Annotated in this window: 27 protein-coding genes; 14 read left to right on the top strand and 13 right to left on the bottom strand. The window is 67.4% G+C overall.

What is annotated here, in order from left to right; translation table 11 throughout:
* Positions 1-81: 81 nt before the first annotated feature.
* Positions 82-1308, bottom strand: coding sequence for an MFS transporter (locus AC07M9_RS11090; protein ID WP_494883744.1), 1227 nt, complete (start codon positions 1306-1308; stop codon positions 82-84).
* A gap of 237 nt (positions 1309-1545) precedes the next feature.
* Between AC07M9_RS11090 and AC07M9_RS11085 the strand changes: the two genes are divergently transcribed.
* From AC07M9_RS11085 to AC07M9_RS11065, 5 genes are read left to right on the top strand one after another with little or no spacing between them, the layout of a single operon-like run.
* Positions 1546-2076, top strand: coding sequence for a Csu type fimbrial protein (locus tag AC07M9_RS11085; RefSeq protein WP_494883743.1), 531 nt, complete (start codon positions 1546-1548; stop codon positions 2074-2076).
* 1 nt (position 2077) lies between these two features.
* Positions 2078-2803 carry a fimbrial biogenesis chaperone gene (locus AC07M9_RS11080; RefSeq protein WP_494883742.1) on the top strand — a complete coding sequence of 242 codons (726 nt, stop codon included), beginning with the start codon at positions 2078-2080 and terminating at the stop codon, positions 2801-2803.
* A 12-nt stretch (positions 2804-2815) separates the two neighbouring features.
* Positions 2816-5254 carry a fimbria/pilus outer membrane usher protein gene (locus tag AC07M9_RS11075; protein WP_494883741.1) on the top strand — a complete coding sequence of 813 codons (2439 nt, stop codon included), beginning with the start codon at positions 2816-2818 and terminating at the stop codon, positions 5252-5254.
* A complete protein-coding gene (locus AC07M9_RS11070; protein ID WP_494883740.1) occupies positions 5251-5751 on the top strand; it encodes a spore coat protein U domain-containing protein in 501 nt (166 codons plus the stop codon). The genes AC07M9_RS11075 and AC07M9_RS11070 overlap by 4 nt, the downstream gene beginning before the upstream one ends.
* Positions 5752-5806: 55 nt before the next feature.
* Positions 5807-6448, top strand: coding sequence for a TetR/AcrR family transcriptional regulator (locus AC07M9_RS11065; protein WP_494883739.1), 642 nt, complete (start codon positions 5807-5809; stop codon positions 6446-6448).
* A 15-nt stretch (positions 6449-6463) separates the two neighbouring features.
* On the opposite strand, the gene AC07M9_RS11060 is transcribed toward AC07M9_RS11065, so the two are convergent.
* The 7 genes from AC07M9_RS11060 to AC07M9_RS11030 form a co-directional block, all read right to left on the bottom strand.
* A complete protein-coding gene (locus AC07M9_RS11060; RefSeq protein ID WP_494883738.1) occupies positions 6464-7237 on the bottom strand; it encodes a sulfite exporter TauE/SafE family protein in 774 nt (257 codons plus the stop codon).
* 158 nt (positions 7238-7395) lie between these two features.
* Positions 7396-7572 (bottom strand): YezD family protein, encoded by a 177-nt coding sequence (locus AC07M9_RS11055; protein ID WP_494883737.1) that lies wholly within the window; start codon positions 7570-7572, stop codon positions 7396-7398.
* A 147-nt stretch (positions 7573-7719) separates the two neighbouring features.
* A complete protein-coding gene (locus AC07M9_RS11050) occupies positions 7720-8175 on the bottom strand; it encodes an RrF2 family transcriptional regulator (protein ID WP_494883736.1) in 456 nt (151 codons plus the stop codon).
* 171 nt (positions 8176-8346) lie between these two features.
* Entirely contained in the window at positions 8347-9234 is an 888-nt protein-coding gene (locus AC07M9_RS11045; protein WP_494883735.1) for a TauD/TfdA dioxygenase family protein, read from the bottom strand.
* A 118-nt stretch (positions 9235-9352) separates the two neighbouring features.
* Positions 9353-10099: an energy transducer TonB gene (locus AC07M9_RS11040; RefSeq protein WP_494883734.1), complete on the bottom strand. Its 747-nt coding sequence runs from the start codon at positions 10097-10099 to the stop codon at positions 9353-9355.
* Between the two features lie 212 nt (positions 10100-10311).
* On the bottom strand, positions 10312-10830 hold the full coding sequence (locus tag AC07M9_RS11035) for an SRPBCC family protein (protein ID WP_494883733.1): 519 nt from the start codon (positions 10828-10830) through the stop codon (positions 10312-10314).
* A 30-nt stretch (positions 10831-10860) separates the two neighbouring features.
* Entirely contained in the window at positions 10861-12558 is a 1698-nt protein-coding gene (locus tag AC07M9_RS11030) for an FAD-binding protein (RefSeq protein WP_494883732.1), read from the bottom strand.
* A gap of 344 nt (positions 12559-12902) precedes the next feature.
* Between AC07M9_RS11030 and AC07M9_RS11025 the strand changes: the two genes are divergently transcribed.
* From AC07M9_RS11025 to AC07M9_RS11010, 4 genes are all read left to right on the top strand, one after another.
* Complete coding sequence (locus AC07M9_RS11025) at positions 12903-13172, top strand: GlsB/YeaQ/YmgE family stress response membrane protein (RefSeq protein WP_494883731.1); 270 nt, start codon at positions 12903-12905, stop codon at positions 13170-13172.
* Between the two features lie 100 nt (positions 13173-13272).
* Positions 13273-13548 (top strand): hypothetical protein, encoded by a 276-nt coding sequence (locus AC07M9_RS11020; protein ID WP_494883730.1) that lies wholly within the window; start codon positions 13273-13275, stop codon positions 13546-13548.
* Positions 13549-13849: 301 nt separating this feature from the next.
* Positions 13850-14452: a superoxide dismutase gene (locus AC07M9_RS11015; protein ID WP_494883729.1), complete on the top strand. Its 603-nt coding sequence runs from the start codon at positions 13850-13852 to the stop codon at positions 14450-14452.
* A gap of 179 nt (positions 14453-14631) precedes the next feature.
* Positions 14632-15816 carry an MFS transporter gene (locus AC07M9_RS11010; RefSeq protein ID WP_494883728.1) on the top strand — a complete coding sequence of 395 codons (1185 nt, stop codon included), beginning with the start codon at positions 14632-14634 and terminating at the stop codon, positions 15814-15816.
* Here AC07M9_RS11010 and AC07M9_RS11005 read toward each other — a convergent pair.
* Both AC07M9_RS11005 and AC07M9_RS11000 read right to left on the bottom strand, forming a co-directional pair.
* Complete coding sequence (locus AC07M9_RS11005; protein ID WP_494883727.1) at positions 15794-16339, bottom strand: sigma-70 family RNA polymerase sigma factor; 546 nt, start codon at positions 16337-16339, stop codon at positions 15794-15796. The two genes, AC07M9_RS11010 and AC07M9_RS11005, sit on opposite strands and share 23 nt — an antisense overlap.
* Positions 16332-16517 (bottom strand): NepR family anti-sigma factor, encoded by a 186-nt coding sequence (locus AC07M9_RS11000; RefSeq protein ID WP_237449604.1) that lies wholly within the window; start codon positions 16515-16517, stop codon positions 16332-16334. Before AC07M9_RS11000 ends, AC07M9_RS11005 begins: the two co-directional genes overlap by 8 nt.
* A gap of 262 nt (positions 16518-16779) precedes the next feature.
* On the opposite strand from AC07M9_RS11000, the gene AC07M9_RS10995 reads away from it, so the two are divergent.
* Entirely contained in the window at positions 16780-18441 is a 1662-nt protein-coding gene (locus AC07M9_RS10995; protein ID WP_494883726.1) for a CHASE domain-containing protein, read from the top strand.
* Between the two features lie 118 nt (positions 18442-18559).
* Positions 18560-18931, top strand: a complete 372-nt coding sequence (locus AC07M9_RS10990; RefSeq protein ID WP_494883725.1) for a PilZ domain-containing protein — start codon at positions 18560-18562, stop codon at positions 18929-18931.
* Positions 18932-18970: 39 nt separating this feature from the next.
* Here AC07M9_RS10990 and AC07M9_RS10985 read toward each other — a convergent pair whose 3' ends face one another.
* Entirely contained in the window at positions 18971-19765 is a 795-nt protein-coding gene (locus AC07M9_RS10985) for a response regulator (RefSeq protein ID WP_494883724.1), read from the bottom strand.
* 430 nt (positions 19766-20195) lie between these two features.
* Between AC07M9_RS10985 and AC07M9_RS10980 the strand changes: the two genes are divergently transcribed.
* From AC07M9_RS10980 to AC07M9_RS10970, 3 genes are all read left to right on the top strand, one after another.
* Positions 20196-20870: a sigma-70 family RNA polymerase sigma factor gene (locus tag AC07M9_RS10980; RefSeq protein ID WP_494883723.1), complete on the top strand. Its 675-nt coding sequence runs from the start codon at positions 20196-20198 to the stop codon at positions 20868-20870.
* 50 nt (positions 20871-20920) lie between these two features.
* Positions 20921-21334: a response regulator gene (locus AC07M9_RS10975; RefSeq protein WP_494883722.1), complete on the top strand. Its 414-nt coding sequence runs from the start codon at positions 20921-20923 to the stop codon at positions 21332-21334.
* Between the two features lie 66 nt (positions 21335-21400).
* On the top strand, positions 21401-21667 hold the full coding sequence (locus AC07M9_RS10970; RefSeq protein ID WP_494883721.1) for a hypothetical protein: 267 nt from the start codon (positions 21401-21403) through the stop codon (positions 21665-21667).
* Between the two features lie 74 nt (positions 21668-21741).
* Here AC07M9_RS10970 and AC07M9_RS10965 read toward each other — a convergent pair whose 3' ends face one another.
* Positions 21742-22206, bottom strand: coding sequence for a pyridoxamine 5'-phosphate oxidase family protein (locus AC07M9_RS10965; protein WP_494883720.1), 465 nt, complete (start codon positions 22204-22206; stop codon positions 21742-21744).
* Between the two features lie 137 nt (positions 22207-22343).
* The gene (locus AC07M9_RS10960) at positions 22344-22826 is read right to left on the bottom strand and encodes a hemerythrin domain-containing protein (protein WP_494883719.1); all 483 of its coding nucleotides are present in this window, start codon (positions 22824-22826) and stop codon (positions 22344-22346) included.
* Positions 22827-22932: the final 106 nt, after the last annotated feature.

The following is a 22932-nucleotide window of genomic DNA, read 5'->3' as shown; positions in this document are numbered from 1 at the left end:
GCGCTCTTGAAGGGACTCGCCGGTCGCTTGCCCCTCATTCTATCTGGAAATGATCCACCGTCAATCACATCGGCCCTGCGTTCACGCCGCCACGGGTTCTCCCGGCAATGCTTCGTCGGGCGCCCGCCGCAGCATCAGCAGCAGCAGCGATCCGACCAGCACCGAGGTTCCCGTGATAACCAGGAACGTGTTGAAGCTTCCGGTCCGGGCCATCGTCAGGCTGAGCAGCATCGCCCCCGACGCGGCGGCCAGCGAGCACACGCCCGTCAGCAGCCCCAGCACGCTCGAATAGATCGCCGGCCGGAAATGCCGCGCGACGAGGAAGGCGAGGATGTCTCCTTCCGCGCCGACCGCGAAGCCGAGGCTGAAGATCGCGGCGGTGACCACGGCATGCGCGTCGTAGCTGGTCGCCAGCACGTAGAGGCCCACGCCCGGCAGTCCCAGCGTGAAGAACGAGACCACGTTGGGTGCGAAACGGTCGAGCGCGACGCCGGTGATGAAGCGGCCGAGCAGCATGCCCAGCGCCAGGGCGGTGAACATGATCGACGCGCCCTCGCCGGTGATCCCGTTGTCGAGCACCAGCATCTTGAGCTGCACCAGGATCAGCGTCAGCGGCAGGTTGCACAGGTACATCGAGGCGAACAGGATCCAGAACGCCGGCTCGCGGAACACCTCGGGATAATCGTCGCGCGCGCGGCGCTTGGGGGTGAGGACCGCGAGGGCATGGTCGCGTCCGGTCGAGGGGATCAGCAGGAAGGTGACGATGCCGGTGAGGGTCACGAACAGCGCCAGCGTCCGATAGGTCGCGACCCAGCCGTGCGCCTCGACGTATTCGTTGAGGATCGGTCCGCCGACCGCGCTGAACAGTGCCGGTCCGCAGGCGACGATCGCCAGCGCCAGCCCGCGTGCGTGGACGACGTGCTGCACCACGAGCCGGGTATAGACCGTGGCGGTGGTCGTCACGCAGACCACGCTCTGGAAGACGAAGACCGCGAGGTAGATGTTGAACGATCCGCCGTTGAGGCTGAAGCCGAGGAACGCCAGCGGCATCGCGACGATGCCGATCAGCGCCGTCAGCTTGACGCCGAGCACATCGGCAAGGCGGCCGATGAAGGGCATGGCCAGCGCGGTGAGCAGGCCGAGCGTGCCGACCATCGCGAAGTCCGACTTCGACCACCCGGCGTCCGAGACCAGGGTCGGTGCGATCGCGCTGGTGACCGTCCCGATGATCGACATGCCCGTGCCCATGCCCAGCGTCGCCGCCAGCAGCGGCCGCCATGCGGCAGCGATTTCCGATAGATAACGCAAGGTCTCGTCTCTCCCGGGAGTGTCTTCTCCCTTTGCGCGAACCTTGGCAGCTTGACCCCGGCGGCAAAAGCGCCGCCCCGCCGGACATGGGCGTTTTCACGGTGAGGCAACCGGAAATCGCCCGAGCGTTGCCCCGGGACCGACCTCGAGACTTCGGCCATGGTTTCCGCCAATCTACGGGCATCACCGGGGAGGGCATTGGACGGCTGCGCAACGACCTCTTGGTAAACGACTGGCATGAGCAACGTTCACCACACCCGCATGGCCCTGTCCTGCATCCGCCCGCTTGCCGCTGGGTTCGTCCTTGCGGCCGGTTTCGCTTTCGCTCCCCAGGCCGCGCTGGCGGCCACGGTTACCGACACCATGGCGGTGACCGCGACGGTGCAGTCCGCCTGCATCGTCGCGGCCAGCCCGCTGGCGTTCGGCACCTACAACCCCGTCGCCGGGACCAACCTCGATGCGACGGCGACACTCAACGTCACCTGCACGCAGGGCACCGCCTACAACGTCGGCCTGAGCGCCGGCGGCGGCGCGGGCGCGACCACCACGGTGCGCAAGCTGACCAGCAGCGGCCATACGCTCAACTACGCGCTCTATTCGGACTCCGGCCGCACCACCAACTGGGGCAACACCGTCTCCACCGACACCGTCCCCGGGACCGCCGGGACCTCCGCCACCGCCTACACCGTCTACGGCCGCATCCCCGGCAACCAGAACACGACCGCCGGCGCCTACACCGATTCGGTCACCGTCACCGTCACCTACTGAGATGGCCACCCGCCGCGCATCCGGGCTGACCGCCGCGATACTGCTCCCGCTCACGGTACTGCTCGGCATGGCCGGCGCAGGCCCGGCGTGGGCGGGTTCGCTCAGCGTCATGCCGGTGCGCGTCGACGTGGCGGCGGGGCGCCGCTTCTGCTCGCTGACGCTGGGGAACGACTCGGGCCGCGCGATGACCGTGCAGGTCCGCGCCTTCGCCTGGGCCCGCGACGAGAGCGGCGCAGACATCCTCGATCCCGACAACCGCTTCATCGTCAACCCTTCGATCGCCACGATCGCGCCCGGCACGACTCGCCTGATGCGCTGCAGCCTGCCCACCGGCGACCCCGCCGCGCAGGCCGAGCAGCAGTGGCGCCTGATCGTCGACCAGCTTCCCGAACCCGGCCTCGTCAACGTGCCCGGCACCGTGCAGACGCTGCTGCGCATCTCGCTCCCGGTGTTCCGCGCCGGCGACAAGGCCGCCCCGCGCCTCGCCGCGAGCATGGGCAGGGACTCGTTGCGCCTCGCCAACACCGGCACACGCCATATCAAGGCGCTCGCCGTCACCCTGCGCGGCCCGGACGGCGACAGCGTCACCGCCGAGCGCGCATTCTACCTGCTTGCCGGCGGCGCCCAGGTCGTCCCGTTCGAGCGCCTCCCGCGCGGCGGCGTCTCCAGCGTGCGCGTGCGGGCCGAGGAGGGCGAATTCGACGTCGCTCTCGCTCCCGTGAAGTAATGGACCCGGCCCGTGCCGATCGTGCTCCGCCGCGTGACGGCCGTCCTTGCGGCCGTCGCCGCCCTGTCGAGCGGCCTCGTGCCGGGCGGGGAAAGCGCGTCGGCGCAGGAAGCGGCGAACGATAGCGCGCCGGACGAGATGCCCGTCGGCGTCATCGTCAACGGGCAGGCCATGGCCGATCCCGCGTTGCTGGTGGTTGGCAATGGCCACATCCTCGCACGGCGCAGCGATCTCCAGGCCTGGGGTCTCACCGGCAAGTCCATCGCCGCCGGGGAACTGCTGGCCGGCGAGAGCTACGTGGCGCTCGACCGCGTGAAGGGTCTCGTCGCCCGGCTCGATGCCGATGGCGGCACCCTGCATATCCAGGCAGACGCCTCGCTGTTTCCCCGCCTCACCATCGAACCCGGCCGCAGCGCCGTGCCCCTGGGAGCGGCCGTGCCCGCGCAGTTCGTCGATTACGACCTGACGCTGTCCGACTGGAACGGGTCGGCGCAGTTGACCGGCCTCGTCGACGCGGGATTCTCGGGCGCCTGGGGCGTCGCCAGTTCGAGCTTCCTCGTGGACACCGGCGCCGGGAGGCCGGGCGGCAACCTCGTGCGCCTCGACACCAGCCTGCGCCGGGATTTCCCGGACAGGCGCATGCGGCTGGTGCTGGGCGACGCGGTGGGCAGCGGCGCGCCGTGGAGCCGGCCGGTGCGGTACGGCGGCCTGTTCCTCGGCACCGATTTCTCGCTCGACCCGCAGGCGGTCAACTTCCCGCTGCCGATGATCTCGGGCAGCGCGCTGACACCCTCGACGATCGAACTGCTGTCCGAATCCTCGCGCCGCTCGCTCGACGTGGGGCCGGGCGCGTTCGACCTCTCGCTCCAGCCGCGCCTGACCGGCGCCGGGCAAGTGACGATGAGCGTACGCGACCTTGCCGGGAATACCCGGCAGGTCACGCGCAGTTTCTACGCGAGCCCCAACCTGCTGCGCCCCGGCCTCTCCGAATTCGCGATCGAGGCGGGCGCGCTGCGGCGCGACTTCGGGTTCGACAGCTTCGGCTACGGCCCGCTGTTCGCCGCCGCCGGGCTGCGCCGGGGCATCACGAACATGCTGACGCTGGAAGGCCGGGTCGAAGTCAGCGGGCAGACCCGCATGGCCGGACTGGGCGGTGCGATGGTGATCGGGCCGATCGGCGAAGTCTCGGTCTCGGGCGCGGTGTCGCAGGGAAGCGCGGGGACCGGTATGCTGGTGCGGGCTTCGGCGCAGCGCATCACCCCGGCCTACACTCTCAGCGCCAGCTACGAGCACGCCGACGCGCAGTTCCGGCAGGTCGGCGAGAGCCGCGTCAACGGCGGCGGGCGCAGCGAAATGGTGGTCGCGGGCGGCCTGTCGCTCGGCGGCTGGGGCAGCATCAACGCCAGCTACGCACGGCTGCGGCAGGGCCTGGGCGGAGACGCGCCGAGCCGATTCGACCTGGCCTCGGTCTATTACTCGGCCAACCTGCGCGGCGCCTATCTCTCGGTCGGGGTCCAGTACACCGGCCGCCGCGCCGACGATCGCCTCGGCGCCCGCAGCGAACGAGCGAGCCGCAACCTGGGCCTGTTCGGCTCGCTGACCGTGCCGCTCGGGCCGCGCCGCCACGTCAGCGCGATTGCCGAACAGGGCCGCGCCGCCGTCACCTTCGACCAGAACCTGCCCGAGGACACCGGGATTGGCATGCGCGCGCTCGCCGGCGTCGACCGGGGCTCGGCGTGGGTGGAGGGCGGGCTGTCCTACCGCACCGCCGCCGGAGACCTCCGGGTCGATGCGGCGCGGCGGCAGGGACGTCAGGGCGTGCAGGTGAACGCGCGCGGCGGGCTGCTGCGGATCGACGGCGCGGTCATGGCGACGCAGCACATCGACGACGGCTTCGCGCTGGTGGACGTGGCGAGCGACACGCCGGTCACCGTCCTGGTCGAGAACCGCGCCAAGCCGCGCAAGGCCGGGCAGGGGCGGCGCGTCATCGTCACCGGGCTCCAGCCCTATGCCGAGAACCACATCGCGATAGACGCCGCCGATCTTTCGATCGAGGCCGGCCTCGACGCACAGGCGCAGGTCGTCGCGCCGGGCTGGCGGCAGGCGGTGCGCGTCGGTTTCGGCAGCGCCGGGCGGGAAGGCGCGCGCCTGCGCCTCGTCGACGGGCAAGGGAATCCGGTCCAGACCGGATCGAGCTTCGCTTGGACCGGGGGCTCGGGCATCGTAGGCTACGACGGCGAAATCTGGCTCGACGATTATGCCGGCGGCGGCGCCGTCATCCGCGTTTCCGGGGCGAACGGCGCCTGCCGCGTGGTCGTTCCGCAACTGACCGGAGAAGCGCGGCTCACGGCAGCGGTTCCGGTCGCCTGTGTTTCCGAAAACGAGTGGGTCAAGTCCGACAAGGCAGGACCGCCCGAACTCGCGCTCGCCGCCAAGGACGCCATCCGATGAGACGCCATGCCTTCGTCCGCTCCGCTCTCGCACTCGGCGCCCTGGCCGGAGGGCTGGTGCCGCCCGGGCCGGCATCCGCGGCGGGATGCATCGTGTGCATCTGCACCGTTTCGACCACGGCGCTGACGTTCGGCACCTACAACCCGGGCAGCGCCGCGCCGACCACCGCCACCGCGACGGTCACGGCCGGCTGCATTTCGGTCAGCGTGCCGATGCAGGCGACCGTGGACCTGAGCCTCAGCGCCGGCACCTCGGGCAACGCGGCGGCTCGGCAGATGGGCAGCGGGGCAGCGCGGCTCGACTACAATATCTACCAGGACAGCGGCTACGCCACCGTCTGGGGCAACGGCAGCAATGGGGGGCAGCTCCAGACCATGACGATCAACAACCTGCTCACCTTCAACGCGACGAAGACCGCCTATGGCCGCATCCCGGCGCGCAGCTTCCCCAAGCCGGGCGCCTACACGGATTCGATCGTCGTGACCTTCACGTTCTAGGTTCCGCCGCTTCCCGGCTTGCCGCCGCCCGCGGCTTGGCCCAAACCGCAGGGGCATGGACGATACTCCACCCAAGCCCCGCGCCGCCCGGGCATCCGCAAAACCGACGATCGCGCGCATCCGCATCGCGGCGCGGCAGGTGTTCTATGCAAAGGGGTTCTTCCCCACCTCGGTCGAGGAGATCGCGGCGCTGGCCGGGGTCAGCCGGGCCACCGTCTACCTCTACTATCGCAGCAAGGATGAGATGCTGCTCGACCTGATGCGGCAGGACCTGGCTTATCAGCTGGAGATCTACGCCGAACTGGTGACGCTCAAGCGCGTGAGCCTCTCGGCGGTGCGCAAGTGGCTGGTCCGGCTGCGCGGCGAGCAGGACGAGCGTCGCAATTCGCTCAACCTGTTCTGGGCCGGGGCCAATCTCCGGACCAGTGCCCTCGACCCCGTCTACCGGCACCATGACAACATCATCGCCACGCTGGGCCGGCGCTTCGCGGGTTTCGACCTGGAGAGCCTGCCCCGCAGCGAACGTGAGGCGCTGCGCACGCGCTGCTATATGATGCTGTTCATGATCGAGGGCACCACCGTGCAGATCAACGAAGGCGGCCCGGGCCCCAGCGTGCGCAACGCGCTGGACCAGCTGGCGCGCACGTTCGTCCATTTCCTCGATCACGGCGAAGTGATGACCTCGCCGCCGGCGTGATCCGGGGCGACGCGCTCAGAAGATCGGCCAGGCCTTCCAGACGCTGAACAGGCTGGTCGCGATCAGCACGACCGAGACCGCGAAAAGCAGGGTGCGCGGCTTGATGCGTTTGGCGAAGAGGGCGCCGAACGGGGCCGCGATGACGCCGCCGATGATGAGCCCCACCGTGGCGAGCGTGAACGCGGAAAGCCCGAGCGTGGCGATGAACGCGGTCGAGATCGAGGCGGTGAGCAGGAACTCGGCAGTGTTGACGGTGCCGATGGTCTTGGCCGGCTCGCCGCCCTGCACCAGCAGGTTGGAGGTGACCACCGGGCCCCAGCCGCCGCCGCCCGCCGCGTCGAGGAAGCCGCCGGTCAGCGCGAGCGGAGCCGTGAAGCGCGGGTCTTCGAAGCTCGGCTGGCGCATGCGCGTCGCGCGGATGAACAGGTACACGCCTATGCCGGTGAGATAGAGCATCACGAACGGCTTGGCGACCGAGGCGTCGATGCTGGAGAGTACGTAAGCGCCGGTGACGCCGCCGACGATGCCGGCGGGCACCAGCCGCCAGAACAGCCCCCAGTTCACGTTGCGATGCCAGATGTGGCTCAGCCCCGAAGTGCCCGTGGTGAACAGTTCCACGAGGTGGACGCTCGCCGAAGCGGTGGCCGGCGCGACGCCTACCACGCTTACCAGCAAGGTCTGGGTGATGATCCCGAAGGCCATGCCCAGCGCCCCGTCGACGATCTGTGCGGCAAAACCGATGGCGATGAAGGGCGCGATGTCGGCGAATGCCGGCAACGAATCGAACATGGATATTCCTCCCGGGGCGGGCTTGTCGCAGATCGACGGGGATCGGGGCAAAGCCCTTCCCGCGTGGAAGGCGCTTGGCCGTTATCGGGGCCGCTCGCAAGGGCGTAGCGGTCAGCGAGCGACGCGGGGAGGGGGGAGCGCGGCGCTGCGCAGGGAACTCAGTTGCCGAAGCGGCGGCGTTCGGTGACGTCCACCTGCATCAGCTTGCCGTCGTGGACGGTCAGCTGGATCACGCCGAAGCGCAGGCGCTGGAGCGCCTCGATCACATGCTGGACACCGTCGTTCAGCAGGGGATGTTCCCCCGCGGGCACTTCACTGGGCTTGGCAATTTGCATGCGCATCTCCTCTCGCAATGCGGGGGCAGCCTTCCCCCCGCGGGCCATGCGCCTGTGGTATTCTCAATCTAATAAGTTGACAATAGGGTCGATGAGGTAGCTTTGCTTTCAGGGCCGAAAGCAGACGCCGGATCGCGCCTTGAAGCTCTATACGTCCCCGTCCGCCGCTTCGAGGCCTTCGGCCGCGGGCACGAGTTCGATAGGGTCCGCAAGGCTCACGCCGTCGAGCAGCGAGGCCGTGGCATCGCGCACCTGGAGCATCAGCGCGCGGGTGCGGCAGTCCTTTTCCTCGACGCAGTTCTTGCAGGTTTCGTGCGCGAAGCGGCTGGCGCAGGGCACCAGCGCCAGCGATCCGCGCATGACGCGGATGAGGTCGCCGTACGTGATGTCGATCGGGGGCACACCGAGCCAGTAACCGCCGTCCTTGCCGCGCTGCGAGGCGACGATGCCCACGCGCGACAGTTCGGACAGGATGACGGTGAGGAACTTGGCCGGGATGTTCTGCGTCTCGGCGATGTCGGTCAGGGGGATGGGACCCTGGCCGTGCTTGTCTGCGAGGTGCTGCATGGCCCGGATCGCATAACGGGTTTTCTGCGAAAGCATCGGTGCAATTCTCGCAAGGACTTGATCGGTTCACTTGCTCCGGTTGACCGGGCCGCGTCAACCCGTCTTGCCCGACGCGCGGGCCGGCGGGGGACGACAACGGTGGATTACTGCAAATCCTCCCCACCGGCGACGTCGATAGGGAGGCATTAGGGAGGCATTAGCGCGGGGTTAAGCCACCTGGTAGATCCTCTCCACCTTGGCCGCATCGGCGGGCACGCCCGGCTTCTCGGTGCCCGCGATGGTGGTGCGGTGCATGACGCGGCCTTCGTCGGTGTAAGGGACCACGCGGTGCATCAGCCCCTGGTTGTTCCAGATGACGAGGTCGCCCGGCTGCCACTTGTGGGTGTAGACGAAGTCGGGCTGCGCCGCCCATTGCTGGAGCCGCGCGAGCAGTGCGCGGCCGTGGGCGCCGGGCATGCCGACGATGCCGTCCGCGTGGGTTCCCAGCAGGAGCGACTTGCGGCCGTCCTCGTGGGTCCAGACCAGCGGCTGTTCCATCACCGCCGCCATCGCCTTGTAGCGCGCGCGCCGTTCCTCGCTGGGGTGGCCGTGGACGGGGCGGACCGCCGCCTCGACGCAGTGGATGACCCTGAGGCCTTCGTACTCGCGCTTCTCGTCCTCGGGCAGCAGGTCCCAGGCGGCGTAGAGATTGGCGAACTCGGTCGCCCCGCCGCTGTCCGACAGCTTGCGCGCCGAAAGCACCGTCGCCTTGGGCAGCGGCTGGTCGATGGTGATGCCGTCGATGTGCCAGAAGAACGTGCCCAGCACGTAGTCGGGCTCGGCGTTGAGCTTGCGGTCGAGGGTGATCTTGTAGACGTCGGGCGTGTCGGCGTCGGAGCCGGGGACCTGGCGGGTGAAGTTGACGCGCTCGCCCAGCCGGTCGGTGAAGGCCAGTTGCAACTGGTCGGATACCGCGATCTGCGGGAACACCAGCACGCCGCGCGTCTCCAGTTCGCGGCGCACCGTGCCGATCGTCTCGTCGTCGAGCAGGTGGTCGGGCGAGACGTGGACGATCCCGCCGATATGCGGCTTTACGGGTTCAACGGTAATGGACACCGGGTTTCTCCTCTCCAGACGATCCCCGTTTTCGGGGCTTTGTCGGCATACTGCTGTACACGTGTACAGTGTGCGCGCGGCGCGGGTGGTTGTCCATGGGGAAGTGAGCGAGGGCGTTTCATTCCGCCTCGTCGGGCGGCCAGTACCAGCCGTGCGTCTCGACCATGATCGAAGGCACCGGCTTGCCGCGCGCATTGCGCGACGGCCGGAACACGAAACGCTCGGTGATCAGCCGGCAGGTCGTCGCATCGAGCGAGGGGCGCCCGCTGGAGACGAGGATGCGGCAGTCGCTGACCCGGCCATCGACACCGATCCGGTACTGCAGCTTGAGTTCGCCGCCGGCCTTCTGCTCGCGCAGGTCCGGCGGCAGGTCGGAGAAGTGGAGGCGGCCGCGTATCTGCCTCGGACGGGTTACGCCGTCGCCGTCGCCGTCGCCGTCCCCATCGCCGTTGCCGCCGCCGCCGTCGCCATCGCCGATCCCGCCCGCGCCCTGGCCGGGGCCGGGGCGGTCGGATGCGCCGCTCTGCGTGGCCGAGCCGGTCCCGGCCCGGGGCGCGGTGATCACCGGGGGCGGCACGATCAGCGGCGGCAGGCGGGGCGGCGGGGCGACGATCTGGGTCGCCTTGTTGCGCAGGTTGGCGGGCGAGGGACGCCCCTTGGCGGCGGTCGACTGCGCCTTGGCCGGGGTCTCGCGCGGGCGGGGCTCGGGCGGCTCGGGCAGCGGCAGCACGGCGGCCAGGGCCTGCCGGCGTTCGCGCGGGGTCATGCTGGCGGCAAGCCCGGCCACGAGCGCGGCGATGCCGGCCGCCACGATCAGCAGCGAGGCCAGCGCCGATAGCGCGCGGTGCTGGTCGGACCTGTACACGTCGGGCGTCTCCTCGCGGGGGTAACCCGGGAGACCTGCGGATGGTTTCGTTGTCGAGGCGCTGGCGTCATCCCCTTCGTCATCTCCGCACCTCCCTTCGTCATCCCCGCGAAAGCGGGGAGCCAACTGATGCGGTGTCCTGCGACAGGTCAGGAGATGGGTTCCCGCCTTCGCGGGGATGACGGAAGTAAGGACGGCATCGCCGGGACCTTTCAGGCTCGGAACAATTTTCCGAGCCATGCCAGAACACGCGACACCAGCGAAGGCCCCGCCACGCTCGCCGCCGTCCCCGCCTGCGCTTCAATCCGCCCCTTCAATTCCTCGGCGAAACCGCGCGCGAAGCGGGGCAGGACTGGCGCGCCCATCGCCTCCCACATCGGTGCCATCGGCCCGGAGCCGCGCACCTGCACCGCGAGCGTCACCTCGGAATGCCCGCCGTCCAACGCCTTGGCACGGTAGGACCCCGAGCCTTCGACCGGGTCGCCCTGGAGCTTGAACGCGAAGTCCACCTCCTCCGGCCCGGCCCAGCGTTCGACATGGACCGCGACTTTCACCGTGCGGACAAGTCCGCCGACGCCGATCTTGAGGACCCAGATCGAATGGTCCTCGTCGGCGATTTCGCAGGACTGGTAGCCCGGCATGATCTGCGCCCAGCGCTCGACGTCGCGGGCATAATCCCAGGTCGCGCCGAGCGGGGCGGCGATGGTGACCGTCTGCGCCGTCTCGATCATGTCATTTGCTCGATCATGTCGTTTGCTCAATCACAGGCCGATCCGTTCCACTTCGCGCGCGAGCAGCCCGCTCGGCGCCCCCGCCGCATGCTGCGCCGCCAGCCAGCCGTACGTCATGCCGCGCGCGTTCGAGATGCCCGACTGCATGACCGCGCCGGTCTCCATGCGGGCCTGCGAATTGCCCGCGACGTAGAGCCCCGGGATCGGCCGGTCGTTCCAGTCGAGCGCCTGCCCGTGCATGTCGGTGAGGATGCCCGACGAACTGATCGCGGTGCCCCCCATCCGGTCGAGCCGCACGGCGTAAAACGGCGCCTTCTCCAGGGGGCCGAGCACGGGCGAGGGCTGGTGGAACGGATCGCCGCACATCCAGGTGCTCCACGGGTGGGTGCCGCGCCCGAATTCCGGATCGACGCCTTTGACGGCGTTGGCGTTGAAGGCGCCGACGGTCTGCTCCAGCCCGTCCGCATCGACGCCGATCTTCAGCGCCAGTTCGCGCAGGGTGTCCGCGCTTTCGCCGAGGCCCTCTGGCCAGTCGGAGCCGGGCATGATCGAGCCGAACGGGTACTTCTCCCGCACCTGGCTGTCGATCACTGCCCAGCACGGGAAGTTCGGGTGGGTCTGGTTGGCGCCGTCGATGTGGTCGATGGTATAGTAGAAGCTGCGGTAGAACGCCTCGTTGCCGAAGCGCCTGCCGGCGCGGTTGACGACGATGGTGTGCGGCTGGCCGATCACCGGCAGGGCGCTGTTCCACAAGGGGCGCCCGTCCTCGCCCTCCATGCCGGGGATGGTGAAGCCCAGCGAAGTGATGTCGGGCACGCGCGCGATGCGGGCGCCGAGCGGGCCGGTCAGGCGGAAGTTGGCGCCGTCGACGGTCGCGAACACCATCGAGCCGAGGTCCAGCTGCTGGCCGAGCGTCTTGTTGTAGTCGGGGTTGCGCTCATAGCTGGAGACCGCGACCAGCACGCCCTTGCGCGCCTTGACGAACAGGTCCCGCCCTTCCTGGACGGCGCGCACGCCGACGACGCGGGTGCCGTCGCAGATCAGTTCCTCGACGCCGCAGTCGGTCATCAGCGTCACCCCCCGGTCGAGCGCGCCCTTGACGAAATACGCGGCGAGGCCCGGCCCGAGGCAGCGCTCGTCGGCAGTCAGGCGCTCGGCCATCCTGCCGAAATCCCACCTGGCGATGTTGGCGGTGCCGCCCGCCTGGAACATGTCGTGATGGGTGAGCCCATAGGGCATCTGCGGCGAGATGCGCGTCTTCCCCTGCCATTCGCCCAGGGTCTCGGCCGGGAAGGGCACGACTTCGAGCATCCGTCCCTCGGCGACCGAATCGTTGCTGTGGCCGTAGTAGTAGTCCGGGCAGTCGCGGATGACTTCCATCCGCAGCCCGATGCGCTCCTCGAAATAGCGCAGCGCCTCGCGGGCATGGACGACCTTGTTGAGCACCGCGAGGTCGGCGCCGTAGCCCATCGACAGCCGCTGGAGATACCGGAACCCGCTCTCGGCGCTGTCCTCGATGCCCAGCGCGGCGGCGTGGTGGTTGCCCGCGACCCAGACCTCGCCCATCGACAGCGCCGTAACGCCGCCCACCTGCGCGGCTTTCTCCAGAACGACCGCCTCCAGCCCCTGCTCGCGGGCGGTGATCGCGGCGGAAAGGCCGGCGATTCCCGACCCGACCGACACGAAATCGGTTTCGATATCCCAGGCCTTGGGCATGTTTTCGAGCATGTGGGCATCCTCTCCCGGTGATCCCGCCGCGCCGTTTGGCGCCAACGGGCACGCGCCCCCGGATCTCCGCCGAGAATCGCGCCGCACCCGCAGGTCTAATTAGGCACCTTTACCGTTTCAACACATTTGTTCGGCGTTCTGCTATTTAACGAGAGATTTGCAATCGCGGGAGTTGCGTAAAGCACCCGGTTTGTTTCATTTCGTCCGGCTCCTCGGCGCGGGATGGCACGGAAATGGATGCGTCTGGTCCGCCAGCAATTCGACGTAACGAATTCTGACCATGCGGAACCTTGACGCAGGACGGCCGTTTACTGGATCAACAAGCACATCTTGGAGACGGCACAATGACCCTTCTTCTCATCCTTCTGGTCGGTGGCATCATCGGCTGGCTCGCATCGATCCTCATGCGCACCGATGCGCAGCAGGGCATCTTCCTGAACATCGTCGTCGGCGTCGTCGGCGCGCTGATCGCGGGCTTCATCATCACTCCGCTGATCGGCGGCGCTCCCATCACCAGCGGTTCGTTCGACATTCTGTCGCTCTTCGCTTCGTTCCTGGGTGCCGTCGTCCTTCTGGCGATCGTAAACCTTTTCCGTCGCGGTTCGGTGCGCTAAACCGTGCGGCCGGGGCCCGGGAACGGGCCCCGTAGGGCGGGCGGCGCGCCTCCCGAAAGACTTCGCGCCTAAACGACAACAGGGAAAAGGACTTCTCGCCATGAAAGCCATCACCATGCCGCGTCTCGGAATGATTGCAGTTGCTGCCGCCTCGCTCGGCCTCGCTGCCTGCAACAGCCCCCAGGAAGAAGCCACCGACAAGGCCGCCGACGCGGTGGAAGCCCAGTCCGATGCCGCAGCCGATGCGCTCGAGACCCAGGCCGACGCCACCACCGGTGCCGCCGAAGATTCGCTCGACGCCAAGGCTGACGCCGTCGAAAAGGCTGGCGACGCCAAGTCCGACGCGATGAAGGCCGAGGCTGACAAGCACAACTAACGACTGTTCGACAGTCGTACCGATCGGCGCCCGCCCCCCTTGCAGGGTAGCCGGCGGTTACGGGAGAGGATGGCGGCAACCCCGCCATCCTTTTTCGTTTGGGCGCCGTCCTTTTGCGTTTCGGCAAACTGGGTTTGACGAGGCGGGCGATAAATTCGCCGCGAAATCAAAATGCCACTAATGCACGCTTGAATTGTTGCGCTGCACGATCGAAATAGGCGCCCATGTCCTATGGGGCGGTCGCGGCCATGAGTCCGGTCGCCGCATCCCGCTTTCGATAACCTGAAACAGGAACCATGCCATGACCATTGCCCTGATGCCGCTGCCCTATGCGCAGGATGCGCTCGAACCGCATATCTCCGCCAAGACGCTGGAGATCCATCACGGCGCCCACCACAAGACCTACGTCGACAAGCTCAACGCCGCGATCGCCGGCACCGAGAACGAAGGCAAGTCGGTCGAAGAGATCGCCAAGTCGGCGTCGGGCCCGCTGTTCAACAACTCGGCGCAGACCTGGAACCACGGTTTCTACTGGTACTCGCTGAGCCCCGAGAAGACCGCGCCGAGCGAGAGCCTCGCCGCCGCGATCACCGCCGACTTCGGTTCGGTCGATGCCCTGCTCGAAGCGCTCTCGAACGAGGCGATCAACCACTTTTCGAACGGCTGGGCCTGGCTCGTCGTCGAGGGCGGCAAGCTCAAGGTCATCTCGACCCACGACGCCGACAGCGCGCTGGTCAAGGACGTGGTGCCGCTGCTGACCGTCGACGTCTGGGAGCACGCCTACTACATCGACCAGATGAACAAGCGCCCGGCCTACGTGAAGGCGGTCCTCGAGAACATCCTCAACTGGAAGTTCGCTTCGGACAACTTCGACCGCGGCACCGTCTGGACCTACCCCGCGTAAGTCCAAGCGCCCTTGCGGCATGCGAAGCCCCCGTTTCCGGCAAGGGAAGCGGGGGTTTTGTTTTTTCCGGGGGCGGCGATGCCCTTCCACCGGACGCTCCTGAAGGGCTGACGGCGCGGTCCCTTGACGATCTCCTCCCGCACCTGCGAAGACACGCGGCGCAACAGGGGAAGACAATCGTGAATCGCGCGTGGATCACGCTGGGACTGGTGGTCGGCGGCACGATCGTCGGCCTCATGGGCACCGACCTGGTACTGCCCGCAGTGCCGCACCTGCCCGAGACGCTCGGCGGCGATCCGGCGCGGGCGCAGTTGGTGCTGGCGGCCTACGTCGGCGGATCGTGCCTGGGACTGCTGGGCTTCGGTGCGCTGGGAGACAGGGTTTCGACCGCCCGGCTGTTCATCGGCTCGCTGCTGGCGACGGCGGTGCTCTCGCTGGCCTGCGCGCTGGCGACCGGCATCGAGGCGCTCATCGTCCTGCGCGCGGCGCAGGGTGTCGCCGCCGCCGCTCCCGCGGTCTTTGCGCCGGGCGTGGTCAAGGCGATGTTCGACGAGACGCGCGCGGTGCGGGCGATCGGCTTTCTCGCCAGCATCGAATCGCTCGCTCCCGCGCTGGCGCCGCTGGCGGGCGCGGGGCTGCTGGCGCTGGGTGGCTGGACGCTGAATTTCGAGGTCATGGCTGCATCGGCGGTCATGGTCGCAGCGCTGCTGGCGGCGACCGGCGGGGTGCCGCAAGTGAGCCGGCGAGGGCAGGGCAGCTTCGCGTCGTTGCTGCGCGACGCGACGTTCCTGCGCTATGCGATCAGCCAGGCTCTGGTGCTGGGCGGACTGCTGGTGTTCGTCTTTGGCATGCCCACCGTCTTCGTGCGCGTGCATGGAGGCACGCTGGCCGATTTCATCGTCATGCAGGTGTGCGGCATCACGACGTTCATCATCGCCGCCAATGGCTCGTCAGGCGTGGTCGCGCGGATCGGGGCGGAGCGGGTGCTGACCATCGGCACCTGGCTGGCGGCGGCCGGCGCATTGGCGCAGTTCGGTTATGCACTCAGCGGCGGAACCTCTGCGCTGGTGATCATGGCGCTGTTCGTGCCGGTCAACACCGGGCTCGGCCTGCGCGGGCCGCCGGGTTTCTTCCGCGCGATCCTGGCCAGTCACGGCGACGACGCGCGGGGGAGCGCGCTCGTCATCCTGTTCGTGCTGGCCTCGGCGGCGCTGGGCACTGCGCTTGTCTCGCCGTGGATCGAGCGCGGCACCGTGCCGGTGGCCGGCGCCGCGCTCGTGTTTCATCTGATATCCGTGCTATGTCTCGTCGCCTTGCCGAAGCTGCGGGAGGAAGCCGCGCTCAGCCCGCTTTCCGCGTCTTGACCTCGACCGGATCGGCCTCGCCGTCGAGAATGCGGGCAAGGTCGGCGCGGGCGCGGGCGACGCGGCTTTTCATCGTGCCGATGGGGCACCCGGCGATCTCGGCGGCTTCCTCGTAGCTGAAGCCCGAGGCGCCGACGAGAAGCACGGCTTCGCGGCGCTCGGGCGCAAGCTTCTGCAATGCGGTTTCCATGTCGCCGAGGTGAAGCGGGCCTTCCTGGTCGGCCTCCATCACCAGCATGCGCTCGGCCACGCCCTCGTCGAGGTCGGTCTGCCGGCGTGAGCGTCGCAGTTCGGAGAGATAGTGGTTGCGCAGGATGGCGAAGGTCCAGGCGCGCATGTTGGTGCCCGCCTGATAGCGTTCGCGGGCGGTCCAGGCCTTGATGGCGGCTTCCTGGACGAGATCGTCGGCAAAGTCGGAGCGGCCTGACAGGCCGCGGGCGAAAGCGCGCAGGTGGGGGAGGACGGAAAGCAGTTCCAGGCGAAATCCCTCGTCGGCGGGGGAAGCCTTGATCTGCTCAGGCATCGTCGCTGTCATCCAGCTTCTTCAGGAGATCCTTGAAGCTGTCCGGCAGCGGTTCTTCCACCACGGAGTTGTAGAGCTTCCTCAACCCCCCGGCCCAGCCGGGTTCTCCATCCTTGCGGACTTCCGGCGGAAGGCCCGGCATCCTGCCGGGTTCACCACGTCCATTGGGCTGACTCAACACGAACTCCCTTTCACCCTGCACACTTGCTGCGAGACCGGGTTACGGTCAAGCCCGGCGCGCTGGCTCGTCATCCGGTGCAAGGACCGGCGTCGGGCGCTTCACGGGTTCCGTCCTGTCTGCAAGCCGAGCGGACGTCGTTTGCTCATGGAACAATCGACGTCCAGCATGGTTCCCCCCGAGAGAAACTGTGGCATAGCACGGTATCGCTGCGGTCACTAATGACCGTATCAAGTGGTTCTGGAGAACAGGAAGTTGCTGGGTGATTGACCAGGCTCTGCTCGACAGGGTGCAGAAGCAGGCGTGGTTCCACAAGTATCCGCGCGGCTGGCCGTTCCTCCTGTTCATCATTGCAAGCGTGACCACGGCCGTGTCGGTCATGGCGATAGAACGGGCCGACAAGCAGACGCGCTCCGTCGAACTCGACCGCAACCTCACAGAGATTTCGTCCGCCCTGCAGCGCCGCGTGACCGAGAACATCGCGCTGCTGCGCGCCGGCAGCGCCCTGTTTGCGACGCAGGAAGAGGTGTCGGCCGAGCAGTTCGCCGAATTCGCGCAGGACCTGCAAGGCGACGGCACGCTCTACGGCTCGCTGGGCATGGGTTGGGCTCCGCTGGTGCCGGCCGAGCAGCTGGCCCAGTTCGAAGTCGGCCTCAAGATTGCCGGCAACCCCGACTTTTTCGTCATGCCGCGCCCCGGCGTCGGGCAGAACTATTCGGTGCCCATCCTCTATCTCCAGCCTGAGTCGCTGCCCAATCGCCGCGCGGTGGCCTACGACATGTTCTCCGATCCGGCCCGGGGCGCAGCAATGGAGCGGGCGATGGCCACGCGCAGGCCCGCGGCAACCAGCCTCGTCCACCTCGTGCAGGACGGCGACGAGGCGAAGGCTGCGGGCTTCCTGATTTACATGCCAGTCTTCGCAGAGCGCGGCCGGGGGCGCACGGTCAAGGGCTTCGTCTTCAGTCCCTTCCGCGCGCAGACATTCCTGACATCGGCCAGCGAACTCTATCGCAACGACAGCATCGACGTCGCGATCTACGACGACCACGTCGCACCCGACACGATGCTGGCGGAACAGCGGGCCGACGGCATCACCGGCCCCAACATCGAGCGGCGCATAGATGTCGGCGGGCGCGCGTGGGTGGTACAGGTGAGCGACCGCAAGGCCGGGATCCTGTCACCGCTGTCGCGCATCACGCTGTTCTTCGGCGCGCTGGCCTCGCTCATGGTCATGGCGATCGGCCGCCTCATCACCAAACGCGCGACCGAGGACCGCCATGTCCTCGAGTGGCTCACCAGCCAGGCTTCGATCCGCAACTCGCTGACGCGCGAATTGAACCACCGGGTCAAGAACACGCTGGCCAACGTCCTGTCGATCGCCGCGCTGACGCGCCGCCGTTCGGCCGACATCGACGATTTCACCGACAGCCTCACCGCTCGCATCCGGGCGCTGTCCGCGACCCATGACCTGCTCTCGCAGTCCGACTGGGGCAATGCCGCGCTCGGTGACATCGTGCGCTCGGAACTGGCGCCCTACATGGAGGGCCATGAAAGCCATGTCTCCATGTCCGGGCCGCAGATAAAGCTGGCGCCCAACGATGCGATGTCGCTCGGCCTCGCGATCCACGAACTGGCGACGAATGCGTCCAAATACGGCGCGCTCAGCACGATCGAGGGGCGCATCCACGTCCACTGGGTCCTGCTCTCGCCCGAACTGGCCGAAATCCATTGGCGGGAAGAGGGCGGGCCCCTGGTTTCCGAGCCGAGCAAGCGCGGCTTCGGGCGGGACCTGATCGAGAAGATCGTCGCCCATGAACTCAAGTCCCAGGTCGACCTGAAGTTCAATCCCGGCGGTGTCGAATGTCGCCTGAAAGTGCCGGTGCGCGCATCGCGCGAATTCGTGTTGCGCAACGAACGGCGCTAGTCGCGCGGTCAAGTCGGGCCGCGCCCGGCGCGTTATGTGAAGCGCGCGTTATCCATTGTTTAAGTGGCTTTTCCTATGTTCCGGCAATCAGTTGATTGGGGGCACTTTGGGGGACACTATGGATACGCGAAGCTGCAGTCGCCATCTCGTCGACAAGGACGTCTCGTGCCGTGTCGCGGGAATGGAGGCCGGCGGGTTTCTTTACAATCTTTCGGCCGGCGGCTGCATGATCGAACTGCGCGACGCCCAGGATGTGACCGGCAGGACGCTCGAAGTCGATCTGCATGGATCGCAGGCCATTGGCGGGACGGTCGTGTGGCAATGGCAGCGCTGCGTGGGCGTGCGTTTCGACGTCCCCCTGCACGAGGCGGTGGTGCGCCACATCGGTTTCACCCCGCCTTCGGCGCCGTTCGAGGACCATGTCCACCGCGACCGCTTCGGCCGCATCCTGCCGCCGCTGGAGGCAGACGGACGGCGCCGGTACGGATGATCCGCCGGCGCCGCCGTATCGCGATGCTGGAGCCGGGCGTCAGCCCAGCGGCTTGCTCGAGTTGAAGAACAGCGCCTGGCTGATCGCCGCGCGCACGGTGGCCTCCTGGAACGGCTTGGTGACCAGGTAGGTCGGCTCGGGCCGCTCGCCGGTCAGCAGGCGCTCGGGGTAGGCGGTGATGAAGATCACCGGGACGTTGCCGAACTTGAGCAGGTCCTCCACCGCGTCGATGCCCGAGCTGCCATCGGCAAGCTGGATGTCGGCGAGGACGAGGCCTGCCGGGTTCTTCTCGAAGATTTCGAGGGCCTGGGCATGCGTCGCCGCGGTCCCCACGACAGTGTGCCCCAGATCGCTCACGAGGCCTTCCAGCTGCATCGAGATCAGCGGCTCGTCCTCGATGATGAGGACCTGCGTCGCGCTTTCGCCCTCGATCTCGGTGATCGCCTGCGCGACGAGCGAGTCGACCTCTTCGACCGTGTAGCCCAGAATCTGCGCGGTCTCCTCGCGCGAGAATTCCTCGACGGTGGTCAGCAGCAGCGCCTGGCGGTGCGTGGGTGCGATCGTCGCCAGGCGTTCCTGTGCAGCCTGCTCGTGCAGGCCGCCGCCGCCGGACAGGCCGGCGTCGTCGACATGGCCGGTCGCCCAGATACGGGTGAAGGCGCCGTAGAGCGCGGCGCGGCTGCGCGCGATGGCCTCGCGCAGCGAACGGTCGGCAAGCGCGGCTTCCAGCGTGGCGCGAACATAGGCGTCGCCCGAATGCTGCGAGCCGGTAAGGGCGCGCGCATAGCGACGCAGGTACGGCAGCTGGATGGCGATCTGGTCAGAGACGGACATTCATGTTCCTCAGGCCTTTTGGGGATATCATTCCCGATTGCACGTCGAAGGGCGCCCCTTGCGCCTGCGGGCCGATGTCATTTGTCTGACTCCGCAGGGCAGATAGGGCAACCGGAAAATTTTTCGCGACGGATCGCATTGCGGGGAACCAACCAAGGGGCTTCACGTTCCCATATTGTCACCACTGGCTCCCCCACCCCCCGCAAACCGGTGGTGATCCGATCCCGGAGGCCTCCGTTCACCAGATGGTGGACGGAGGCCTCAAAGGTTTCAGGCCTGCTGTGGTTCCGGCGGTCTTCCAAAAATCCTCGCGCACCCTTGCGGGGCGACGGCTGCGGTCGAAGCTTTTTTCGGGAAATCTCATCGTCCGGGAACCATTTGCGATCCGGTGACGTTTGATTGGCGACAGGTTTCTATGGAGGGTAACGCCATGTCGGCAACTATCGAAGCAAGCTCTGACGCGAGCATCGAGGTCCTGGACCGGCCCGAACCCAAGGTCGCGCTCAGCGACCGTGACTTCAAGCGCGCTCTCGCCGAAGTCGCCCCGCATCTTCGTGCTTTCGCCCGCGGCCTCTGCGGCTGCCGTGATCGCGCCGACGATCTCGCCCAGGAAGCCATGCTTCGGGCCTGGGCCGCCCGCGAGCGTTACGCCGCCGGCACCAACTTCAAGGCCTGGACCTTCACCATCCTGCGCAACCACTTCTATTCCGAAGCGCGCCGCGCCCGCTTCCACGGCGAATACGACGAAGTTGCCGCCGAACGCATCCTGCGCGCCGAAGCGAGCCAGGAAAGCGCCGTTGAGCTGGCCGACGTCCTGCGCGCGCTGACCGCCATTCCCGCATCCTACCGCGAAGCCTTGGTGCTCGTGGCCGCCGGCAATCTCTCCTACGAAGAGATCGCCGATATCTGCGGCATCGCGCTCGGCACCGTGAAGAGCCGCATTTGCCGCGCCCGCGCCATGCTGTCGAAGATCATCGAGTCCGGCCAGCTTCCCGACTTCCGCCATAACTTCGTCCTGACCGGCGAGGCTATCGACGCCTTCTTCGCCGAGCTTGGCAAGGTTGCCAATGGCGATCAGGGCCGCAAGCTCCTGGCGGCAGCCTGACACCGTCCGGGGACCGGGGATAATCCACGTTGGACGTGATCATACCGAGCATGGGCAAGGTCCTCATCGTTGAGGATGAATTCCTGGTAGCGCTGCAACTTGAAGATATTCTGGCCGATGGCGGGTATGCCGTCATCGGCACGTGCCCCGACATGGCCTCGCTCGAGCGATTGGGCGAGGTCCCCGATGTGGCGCTTGTCGATCTCAACCTGCGTGACGGACTGACGGGACCGACCATCGCCCGCGATCTTGCCGGGCGTTACGGTTCGCGCGTCATCTACGTCACTGCCAATCCCGGCCAGATCGATCTTCCCGCAACCACGGCGGTCGGCATCGTACAGAAGCCGTTCACCCGGCAGGCCATCCTTGCCGCGGTTTCCTATGCCTTTTCCGGCTGCTCCGAAACCGATCGCCCGGTTGAACTCGAACCGCTGCAGCAATTGACGATACGTATTCCCGAGTAGGAGAGGGGCCGATAGAGCCCGGGCCCGGAACCAAAAAACAATCGGGCCTCAGAAAAAGGCGAGTGGATGAGTGAATTTGTCCTGCAATGCCTGCAATACTATGGCGCCGCCGCGGGAACCGTGGCGGCGCTAATCGTATCTCTCGACCTCGGGCGGCGCTGGACGGGTTTCGGGTTCGTGATCTTCGTCACCAGTTCGATGGCGCTCGTCGCATGGGGTTTCCTGGACGACAAGGCCGAAGGCATCGGCGTCCAGAACATCGCGCTGTTCGCGATCAACTGCGTCGGCGTCTGGCGCTATCTGCTGTCCAAGCGGAGAAAAGAGACCGCCTGACCCTTCCCCGGAATAAGAAGGGCGCGGCAACCGAAGTTGCCGCGCCCCCGCTGCTCAGGCAGGTCCGAGAGGGATCAGACCGCGCCGAGCGCGTGTTCGCCGGCTTCGTGTGCCGCAATCGGCTGGCCGGTCAGTAGCTTGAAGGCGCCCTTGAGGCCGAGGTCCGAGGTCCAGACTTCGCCGTCCTCAATGTCGAAGCGCAGCAGCACCACCGACGCATCCTGCTTGCCGTTGGGGAACCACGCCTCGACGGCGTTATTCCAGTGCTTTTCGCGCAGCGCGGTGTCGGTTTCCTCGACGATCGTGCCGTCGATGCAGGCGAAGACGTCGTGGCCCTTGGTCGCGACCTGGCCCATGGCCTTGCCGCCGGGAGCGATGCGGTTGTCGCGCTTGGCGAAGAACCACACCGCGTGGTGCGCGTCCTTGTCGAGCTGGGCCGTCATCGGCTCGGCATGACCGGAGGCGGCATCGAGCTTTATCATGATGAAGGGGCTCGCCTGGAAAGCTTTCCAGAAAGTTTCGCGAATGTCCTGATCCATGGCTCGTCTCCTTGATGGCTTTGAAGGGTCAACGCTCCGGCAGCGGCGGCGTTCCCCCAAAGGCAGCGGGCCTCCCCTGCTTGCCGCATGGGAGGCCCGCCTTGTCCGCGACCCGGGGGCGCGGTTATGGCTTGCGGTTATTCGCGCGCGTCGCCGGGAAGTTCCTTTTCGGCCAGCGCCAGTTCCTTGGGCTTGCGGTCCTCGAAGGTCCTGGCCATCTGCGCCTCCACCTTGCCCGAGAGCGTCTTGGCGGCGGAGGGGAACATCTCCTCCTCTTCCTCGTCGATGTGGTGGAGGTAGCGGTGGCGCATCTCCTTGAACTTCACCAGCCAGCCCGACGAGCTCATGTCCAGCTCGACCAGTTCGCCCAGGTAGTCGTCGACTTCCTTGTGCTCGGACACCGAATGGCGCGCTTCGTCGCGCAGTTCGGGATTGCCGAGCATCGTTGCGTAGAGCGACTCCTCCTCCGCGGCGGCGTGGGCCTGCAGTTCCTTGCGCAGCTTCTCGAAGAGGTCGCGGCGTTCCTCGCTGTCGCCCTTCGTCTCGCCGAGCTGCTCGAGCATCACGCGCTGCCGGTCGTGGTCGGCCTTGAGGTCTTCGAAGATCCGTGCATCTGCCATGGTGGGTTCCTGTGATTGCTGCTTCTTTGCTGATGGAACGGCCAGCAAGGCATCCGGTTTCCGAAGGCGTCGACAACTTCGCCGCCGCTGGCGCGTTCAGCAGGGG

It is taken from the genome of Novosphingobium sp. GW821-FHT09E05 (assembly GCF_059416165.1).
Note: the sequence above shows the minus strand (reverse complement) of the source record. Positions and strands in the feature narration are given on the sequence as shown.